This is a genomic window from Bacteroides cellulosilyticus DSM 14838, from assembly GCF_000158035.1.
Taxonomy (GTDB): Bacteria; Bacteroidota; Bacteroidia; order Bacteroidales; family Bacteroidaceae; genus Bacteroides; species Bacteroides cellulosilyticus.
In genome coordinates, this window is record NZ_EQ973491.1 from 962,388 (window position 1) to 970,707 (window position 8,320).

Annotated in this window: 5 protein-coding genes; all 5 read right to left on the reverse strand. The window is 48.8% G+C overall.

Annotation, left to right across the window (positions count from 1 at the left end; translation table 11 throughout):
- Window positions 1-115: 115 nt before the first annotated feature.
- Entirely contained in the window at window positions 116-562 is a 447-nt protein-coding gene (locus BACCELL_RS15895; protein ID WP_007212926.1) for a hypothetical protein, read from the reverse strand.
- 66 nt (window positions 563-628) lie between these two features.
- Window positions 629-1,738, reverse strand: a complete 1,110-nt coding sequence (locus tag BACCELL_RS15900; protein WP_007215611.1) for a DUF6340 family protein — start codon at window positions 1,736-1,738, stop codon at window positions 629-631.
- 158 nt (window positions 1,739-1,896) lie between these two features.
- The gene (secA, locus tag BACCELL_RS15905; protein WP_007212928.1) at window positions 1,897-5,193 is read right to left on the reverse strand and encodes a preprotein translocase subunit SecA; all 3,297 of its coding nucleotides are present in this window, start codon (window positions 5,191-5,193) and stop codon (window positions 1,897-1,899) included.
- 224 nt (window positions 5,194-5,417) lie between these two features.
- Window positions 5,418-6,986: an alkaline phosphatase family protein gene (locus tag BACCELL_RS15910; RefSeq protein WP_007212930.1), complete on the reverse strand. Its 1,569-nt coding sequence runs from the start codon at window positions 6,984-6,986 to the stop codon at window positions 5,418-5,420.
- Window positions 6,987-8,204 carry a lipoprotein N-acyltransferase Lnb gene (gene lnb, locus BACCELL_RS15915; RefSeq protein ID WP_044153921.1) on the reverse strand — a complete coding sequence of 406 codons (1,218 nt, stop codon included), beginning with the start codon at window positions 8,202-8,204 and terminating at the stop codon, window positions 6,987-6,989.
- Window positions 8,205-8,320: the final 116 nt, after the last annotated feature.

Genomic DNA, 8,320 nt, shown 5'->3' on the forward strand with positions numbered 1-8,320 from the left:
TAGAACAAGTTAATTTTGCATGAGTACTTATCCCTAATTACTTATCCCTAAAAAATAGCCCTTGCAATATCCGATTACTGCAAGGGCTAATTTATTTTTTATAAATCAAATGCTATTACTTTTCCAGCAGTTCTTTCAGAAAAGAATCCAACTCTTCATCCAGGCCTTTCAGCAATTCTTCGTTCACAAGCAACGTATCATCATCCATCAGCAGTAACTCTGCAATTGTCTCCTTTTCATCATCCACTAATACGAAAGAGTAAGGTTTCAGAATAGTCAGTTTTTCAAAGTCACCTCCGTTCTTCATGTTGTGGAGTAAGGTAGAAAGAATACGTTCTACATTTTCGTAGAAATCATCTCCGTCATAAGTCATCCATTCCTCGATAGAGACACAAGCCAGATATTCGTCTTCGTCATCAAAGATGGACAATTCGCCGGAATTCTGGTTGGCTTGCAGATGGATGTCGGTCACAATGGTTTGCTCACAGCCGCAAGTGTATTTGGCGACTGCCTGTTTAATGGCCTTTTCAAGGAGTGATAATGATGCTTGGCTCAGTTTCATAATAGATATTCTTTCTTAATGGACGTTCAAAGGTATAAAAAAAATAATTACCTCTGCATCATTTCTCTAAAAATCATTTTTAAATCTTTCCATTTGGGCGTTCAGTCGGGTCATTCCCTCCTTTCGCTCCTGCAATTCGTTCAGGTAGCGGGTTATTGCGAAGTAATTGGGGATATCCATGAGGTCTACGCCTTCCTGAGTTTTCTTCTCGTCTATTTTGTCTACATCGTATGCTACTTTCTGCGCTTTCAAGGCCCATTCTTCTGCTGTATGAATGCTGTCCTGCATTTCGTATCCTAAGGCAATGTTATAGGCGGCATACATTTTCTGCTTTCCTTTTTTCTTTTTCTCATAGGTTTGCTTCCAGAGTTCAATGGCCTTGTCCCAGTTATCTTCGCGGACAAAGACCGCGGCATCACGCATATTTACGGAACCGCCTGTAAAGAGATAGCGGGAAGCAGTTTTCCAATGTGGCAGCATATGGCTCACGGGGATAGTGCCGGCAAATTCGGAAGCCTCTCTCAGCATCTCTTTTTCACTGATGAGTCCTGCGCCTGCCTGTGCCATACTGGGAGCTGCATGATCCCAGAAGATGCTGTCGCTGGCATTGACTGTCACCATCGGACCGTTGCGTTGGGGCAGATACACCTTTACGGTAGGATATACTTTCAGGTCAAGCGTACCTGCATATACTCCCCATTCCGGTAAATATTCGATTTTACGGATGGAGCGCATCTGTACGTTCTCCAAGGCTATCAGGAAGTCCGCATCCAGACTTTGGGTGAGCTTTTCCACTTCCTCTTTGCTAAGGGTGCTTTCGCGCGGAATCATATCATGGGCACGCAAGGCAGAGTCGCAAATAATCACTTCATCGAAATAATTCTCGTTGGCAAGTGCCTCCGCCAGTGATTCCGTGGCGATTTTGCCATCCCCATTGAAATACTTTGTCTTGCGTGCTATCTCTGTCTCATCTTTTTTCTTCTCATCGTTTTCCTCCAGAATCAGCTTGTTATCCGGGATAGGAGGCATATTATTTACCACAGCTACGCGCCTGAGGGCGGACGGAAAGCTGACTTCTGCCGGCAACATATAGTCGATGGAGAGTTGCTCTATGCTTTGGCAACCGCTGAACAGCAGAACACAGCACACCAATAGTGAGTACGAATATTTAGTCATAAGCTTATTCTTTATCTAGGAATAACAAAAATACACTTTTGTATGGATATAGAAAAGCCTCCAACAGTTTTTAACCGTTGAAGGCTTTTATTAGTGATTAGTGATTAGCGATAAGTGGTTAGCATACTAATCACTAATTACTTATCACTAACCACTTATTACATATTCTTCCCGTGGCAATTCTTGTACTTCTTGCCACTTCCGCAAGGACAAGGATCATTACGTCCTACCGTCTTTTCCGCACGAATCGGTTCACGCTTCACTTGTTCGCGTGTGTCCTGTTGGGCGGCGGCCTGTTGGTTCGGATCGCTCAGATCTTGTTTCTGTTCGCGGTATTTGCTCATATCCTGCTTCTGTTCGGGAGCGGCCTGCTGAATTTCCTGCGGTTCCTGTACCGGGATTTGTCCGCGCATCAGGATAGAAACAGTCTGGTTATTGATCTTATCCACCATTGTATCGAACAGGTTTACAGACTCCAGCTTATAAATCAATAACGGGTCTTTCTGTTCGTAGCTCGCGTTCTGTACAGAGTGCTTCAGTTCATCCAGTTCACGGAGGTTCTCTTTCCATGCTTCGTCGATAACGTGCAGCAGGATAGACTTTTCAAACGCTTTTACCACTTCCTTACATTCGCTGTCGTAAGCGGCTTTCAGGCTGCAAGAGATGTTGTACATGCGTTTACCGTCCGTGATGGGGATCAGGATATTCTCGTACATGTGTCCCTGGGTTTCGTATACCTGCTTGATTACCGGATAAGCAACCTGTGCCATGCGGTCCGTCTTGCGCTTGAACTGTTCCATTGCCACATTGAAGGCTGCTTCAGCAAGCTTTTCCTTCTTTTCGTTACGGAACTGTTCTTCGTTGAAAGGCACTTCCATGGCAAGAGTCTGCAAGAAGTCCATTTTGCAGTTTTCGTAATCGGGAGCTTCAACGGCTGCGGCAACACGATCCCAGATCATATTTACGATATCCATTCCGATACGTTCACCCATCAGGGCGTGGCGACGCTTGGTATAGACCACCGTACGTTGCTTATTCATCACGTCATCGTATTCCAGCAAACGCTTACGGATACCGAAGTTGTTTTCTTCCACCTTCTTCTGTGCACGCTCAATGGAGTTGGAGATCATCTTGTGCTCAATCATTTCACCTTCCTTGAAGCCGAGACGGTCCATTACACCGGCGATGCGGTCGGAAGAGAACAGACGCATCAGGTCGTCTTCCAGTGACACGAAGAATACGGAAGAACCCGGGTCACCCTGACGTCCGGCACGTCCGCGCAACTGGCGGTCTACACGACGGGATTCATGGCGTTCGGTACCGATGATGGCCAAACCGCCCGCAGCTTTTACTTCCGGGCTCAGCTTGATGTCCGTACCACGACCGGCCATGTTGGTAGCGATGGTCACTGTTCCTTTCAAACCGGCTTTGGCTACGATGTCTGCTTCCTTCTGGTGCAACTTGGCATTCAATACGCTGTGCTCGATCTTGCGCATGGTCAACATCTTGCTCAGCATTTCGGAGATTTCTACGGATGTGGTACCCACCAGGACAGGGCGTCCGGCTTGTACCAGCTGTTCGATTTCTTCGATGACTGCTTTATATTTCTCGCGTTTCGTCTTGTAAACGCGGTCGTTCATGTCTTTACGGGCGATGGGGCGGTTGGTGGGGATCACCACTACATCCAGTTTGTAGATGTCCCAAAGTTCGCCTGCTTCCGTTTCGGCAGTACCGGTCATACCCGAGAGTTTGTGGTACATACGGAAGTAATTCTGCAACGTAATGGTGGCGAATGTCTGTGTGGCGGCTTCCACTTTTACGTTTTCCTTGGCTTCGATGGCCTGGTGCAGACCGTCGGAGTAGCGGCGGCCTTCCATGATACGGCCTGTCTGCTCGTCCACAATCTTCACTTGACCGTCGATCACAACGTATTCGTCATCTTTCTCGAACATGGTGTAAGCCTTCAGCAACTGGTTGATGGTGTGTACACGTTCGGACTTGATGGCATAGTTGGTCATCAGTTCATCTTTCTTCGCCAGACGTTGTTCGTCTGTCAGGTCAGTCTCGTTTTCCAGTTCGGAAAGCTGTGCGGCGATGTCGGGCAATACGAAGAGGGTAGGATCTTCCGAGTTACCGGTGATCAGGTCCACACCTTTATCTGTCAGGTCTACACTGTTCAGCTTTTCTTCGATGACGAAGTACAACGGGTCGGTAGCTTCGTGCATACGCTTGTTGTTCTGCTCCATGTAGATCTCTTCGGTCTTCAGCATACCTGCCTTGATACCTTGTTCACTCAGATATTTAATCAATGCCTTGTTCTTGGGCAGTGCCTTGTGGCTGCGGAACAAAGCAAGGAAACCTTCTTCCTGATCTTTCTTGTCGCTGGAAGCAATCAGGCGCTTGGCATCGGCAAGATATTGGGTAGCCAGTTTCTTCTGTGCTTCCACCAGACGTTCTACGAGCGGACGCAATTGCTCGAACAACTGGTCCTCACCTTTGGGGACGGGACCGGAAATAATCAACGGAGTACGGGCATCGTCAATCAATACGGAGTCCACCTCATCGACGATGGCATAGTTGTGCTGGCGTTGTACGAGGTCTTTGGGGCTGATGGCCATATTATCACGCAAGTAGTCGAAACCGAATTCGTTGTTCGTACCGAAGGTGATGTCTGCCAGATAAGCCTGACGGCGTGCGTCGGAGTTGGGCTGATGTCTGTCGATGCAGTCCACACTTAAACCGTGGAACATATAGAGCGGGCCCATCCATTCGGAGTCACGTTTGGCCAGATAGTCGTTTACGGTCACCACATGTACACCGTTTCCGGTCAGTGCGTTGAGGAATACGGGGAGGGTAGCCACCAATGTCTTACCTTCACCCGTTGCCATTTCGGCGATCTTACCTTTATGCAATACGACGCCACCGAACAATTGTACATCGTAGTGTACCATGTTCCAGACAATTTCCGTACCGCCGGCTTGCCAGTGGTTTTGCCAGATGGCTTTGTCGCCTTCAATGCGTACGAAGTCTTTTGTGGCAGCCAGGTGACGGTCGAATTCGGTAGCCGTCACTACGATTTCTTCATTTTCGGATAAGCGTTTGGCAGTTTCTTTCACAATAGAGAAAGCTACCGGCAGTACTTCTTCAAGAGCTTTTTCGTAAGTTTCCAGTATATCCTTTTCTATCTTATCTATCTGTGCGAAAACTTCTTCACGGTTTTCCAGTTCGATTTCTTCGATACCAGCTTTGAGTTCTTCCACCTTGGCGCGTTGGTCGGCGGCAGAATTGCGGATATATTCTTTCAGTTCTTCTGTCTTGGCGCGTAAGGCGTCGTTATCGAGTTTGGCAACTTCCGGGTAAGCGGCTTTGATCTTGTCCACCCACGGCTGAATTTCTTTCATGTCGCGTGTGGATTTGTTGCCGAAAATCGAGCTTAAAAATTCATTAAATCCCATTTTATATCTATTTTTATTATTATTTACTAAGTTGATTGAGTGCGCAAAGTTACTGATTTTTATACAGATTACACATTTTTGCGCTGTTTATTTGATGTAGACTTTCACCACAGAGGGCACAGAGTTTCACTGAGTTTTCTTTCTTCAATTAATGAAGGAAGTCTATTGGTCATTAGAGGTATAAAAACTCTGTGAAACTCTGTGTGCTCTGTGGTGAGTAAACCTCAGAAATTCAGTGGAGTCTCTGTGCAAGCATTCGGAGCGCGGATGCGCATCACACTTGACAGGGTGGGGGCTACGCGGGTAATATTGACGGGAACCCGGATCGTTTCGGGCTTCACTCCACCGCCCAGGAAGATGAGCGGAGCAGGAACATTGGCATGACGTACCACGCGGTTATCGGTGGCATTTTCTTCCACGATAGTCCAGCCGGGCAATACGTCTATCAGTAAGTCGCCCGAACGTTTGCGATGAAAGCTGTTTCGGGCAAGTTCTATCTGGGGCGACCAGGGACCCAGCAGCAGGCGGTGGGCTGAATACGCCTCGTTCACTCCGCTGAATTGTATCAGGAAGTCGGCGGACTTGTCTTGAATTTCCGCCAGATTCAGCTGCTTGTTCTCTATTAATTTATGGTTGAGATAAATTTGCTGGTTATGATAAGTCTCTACGTACTGTCCTTCGCCATACGTGGCCATGAGATACATGTTCAGCAGGGTGGCGCAGCGGTTCAGGTAGAATTCCCCGCCGGGGATGCGGTACAGGCCGAGATCGGGAGCTTCCGGATCGGCATAGCCCGTAGAGGTGATGCAGAAGACGACGTTGTGCAGACCTACTTTGCGGTCGATGAGGTCGAGCAGTGCGGCAATGCTGCGGTCGAGGCGTACATACGTGTCCTGCATTTCCATGGCACATTCCTGCGTACTTTTATGGTTGTAGTTTCCGGCGTAATAGGTCAGTGCCAGCAGGTCGGGTATCTCATCTTTGGCGATGGTGCTCTTTTCCAGAAGTTCTTCTGTCAGCAGGTTCACTTCGTCGTTGATGAACGGGCTGGTGAGCAGTCGGCGGAATTTATTGCGTCGTTCGCTGTCGAACTTATATTTGAAGGGCTGGTCCCGCCATTCGGGCAGGAATGTATATTTGTTGATGGGGTGTGCCGGTTCCCATACCATGTCGCGGATACGGAAGTCGGGTGATTTCCGTTCGTTGTACTGGCTTACCCACCACGGGAACTCGCTGTAATATGTAGTGCTGCACCATTTGCCTGTGTTCTCGTTCAGCCAGAAAGCACCGTTTCCGGTATGTCCGGCAGCCAGTACGGCCGCGTCGCGCGAGGGGGCGATGGCATACACCAGGCCTTTGTTGCGGGTGGCTACTTTCAGTTCGTCGGCAATGGTAGAGGTCAGTAATTGGGAGGGAGAAGAGTTTTCGTCGGTGAAGTTGCCCATAAATGCGCCGTCGTCCACGCAATTCACGGGGCGCAGGGTGCTTGCATCCATCCAGTACTGGGATATGATGCCGTTCATCGAAGGCGTCGTGCCGCTGTAGATGGCAGCAATGGCAGAAGCGCGGTCTGTTCCGTTGAAAGGGAATTCGGTCTGGTAGAACACTTTCCCTTCGCGCATCAGTCTTTTGAAACCTTTCTCTCCGTAGAGGGTTGAGAATGCTTCCATATAGTCGGTGCGCAGTTGGTCAATCGTCAGCGTAACCACTAATTTAGGTGTGGCAGGCAACGGTTGTGCTTGCAGACCGGTGAAAGTAAGTGCGAGTATGGAAGTAATCAGTCCCTTTTTCATTTATCTCTTTTTCAATGTCAAAATAAGATTGCTTGCTGAACGTACCAGCAAACAAAGTGCCAAAGGTAATACAGCTAAGTCAATTCTTTGCGGTATTATCGCCCAAAGCAGTATAAAAAGTGTTAAAACAGCGCAATTCGTCCTCATGTACCAGCTTTTCTGCCGTTTTCTCACCTTATTTATCATCCACGGGAGGCAAAATAAGTGCAGGGGATGGAATACGAACAGCAGGTAATTGGGGCTTACTGCGGGGTGTTGGGAGAAGAGGGCGAGGAAGGCGAGGATGCACCCGGCTATTCCGGCACAGAAGAACAGGATTAGGTCGAGTCCCCAAAGGGTTTTCTCGCGGCGGATGCCGTAGATGGTAGCGGCTGCCACCAGCACAAACAGCAGCAGGGCCGATTGCATCGGGGTGATTCCTCCGGAGCGGTGGTCGGCATCAGTCAGTCCGGTTACCACTATTTTCTCTTCGGAGGATACGAGGGGACGTGCCTGGCCTTCGTTGTCTATGATCCGGGCTGTGTTGAAGAAGTCCTGCACATAGAAGGGGACGAACATCATCAGTCGTCGGTTGATGGGTTGGTCGGCTTTGCTGCCCATGCACAGGTCCATGCCGAAGCGTGACCACGGATGACCTTCACTATATTTATGCAGCAAATCGCGGAAAGTGACTCCCGTGTCGGTATCGGTCATATTGTCAGCATACTGCAAGGTGCCGTCGATGGCGGCCTCTATCTGGTCGCGCGGACGGGTGGCGCAGTTGTCGTAGAAGAAGTTATAGCGATATATGCGGTTTTCGGGCCGGTAGTTTTCCTGAAGCAGGTTGAAGAGGTGTTCTTTTTCTGCTTGGGTGAGGTTCAGGGTCTGTTGCCAGACGTCCCGTCCCAGGTAGTTGTACTCGGAGGCGAAGTGCTCGTAATTGGTTACGCCTAATTGATAGTCCGTCTCTCCCAGGGCGAAGCGGAAGATGAAGTTGGGGGCGTTGAAATTGAACATGCCGTAGTTGAAGACGGCGTCAATGCCCCGGGTGAAGTTTTCGTAACGGATGGCGGTGTGGCCGAACAGGGAATAGATTTCCCCACCCGAGGCGCAGGTCAGCAGGCTGATGCGGATGGAGTCGGGGGTAGCTTCTTGCGGCGTTTGCGGCTGGGCGGAGGCCGTGGACGGGCAGAGGAGGCGGAGGAGGAAATATATGAGAATGAGTAAGTTTCTTTTCATGCTGCAAAGTTATAAACTGGAAAATTCTGAATAGGTGAGAATTTGTATTGTAGTTTCCATATTCTTCTGCTTTTTAGTTTTCACAAAAGTACATTTTTTTAAGTTAGGGCGCAATG

Excerpts from the sequence above, each read along its gene's own strand:
- BACCELL_RS15895 (WP_007212926.1), bottom strand. The coding sequence starts at position 562 with ATGAAACTGAGCCAAGCATCATTATCACTCCTTGAAAAGGCCATTAAA.
- BACCELL_RS15900 (WP_007215611.1), bottom strand. The coding sequence starts at position 1,738 with ATGACTAAATATTCGTACTCACTATTGGTGTGCTGTGTTCTGCTGTTC.
- secA (WP_007212928.1), bottom strand. The coding sequence starts at position 5,193 with ATGGGATTTAATGAATTTTTAAGCTCGATTTTCGGCAACAAATCCACA.
- BACCELL_RS15910 (WP_007212930.1), bottom strand. The coding sequence starts at position 6,986 with ATGAAAAAGGGACTGATTACTTCCATACTCGCACTTACTTTCACCGGT.
- lnb (WP_044153921.1), bottom strand. The coding sequence starts at position 8,204 with ATGAAAAGAAACTTACTCATTCTCATATATTTCCTCCTCCGCCTCCTC.